This window comes from Rhizobium sp. 18055 (genome assembly GCF_902706285.1).
Classification (GTDB): domain Bacteria; phylum Pseudomonadota; class Alphaproteobacteria; order Rhizobiales; family Rhizobiaceae; genus Rhizobium.
In genome coordinates, this window is the sequence record NZ_CACSKD010000250.1 from 1 (window position 1) to 452 (window position 452).

Annotated in this window: 1 protein-coding gene; it reads right to left on the reverse strand. The window is 71.0% G+C overall.

From position 1 onward, the window contains the following. Window positions 1-121 precede the first annotated feature (121 nt). Window positions 122-452, reverse strand: a 331-nt coding sequence (locus tag GVL52_RS32085) for an Lrp/AsnC family transcriptional regulator (protein ID WP_160012734.1), incomplete at its 5' end; no start/stop codon positions are given.

Genomic DNA, 452 nt, shown 5'->3' on the forward strand with positions numbered 1-452 from the left:
GGTCATGGGCGGTCTTTCCTTCCTGGCGGTCCTGCGGATGCGTGCGGCGGCGACGAGAGCAAAAGGCCACCGGCCGATTCGATTATGGGTCGGGGCCGGCGCCGGCCTCGTCAGGCATGTCCTACCGGCGGCCGGTGCCCTGCGGGGGCGGCGCGCGCAGCGTTTCCAGGTGGATGCTGGTTTCGGTGTTGCGGATGCCCTTGATGAGCCGGATGCGCTCCAGCGCCCGCGCCAGTTCGGCCAGCGTGGCCACCTGCAGATCGGCCAGCAGGTCCCACTGGCCGTTGGTGGCGTGCAACGCCAGCACGCTGGGCTCGCCCAGCAGCGAGGCGGTGACGCGGCGCGCGTCGTTGCCTTCGATGGAGATGCTCATCCAGGCCTGCAGCCCGCCGGTCTCGCCCTCGGGCCGCAGCCGGACCGTATATCCGACGATGACGCCGGCGTCCTCCAGC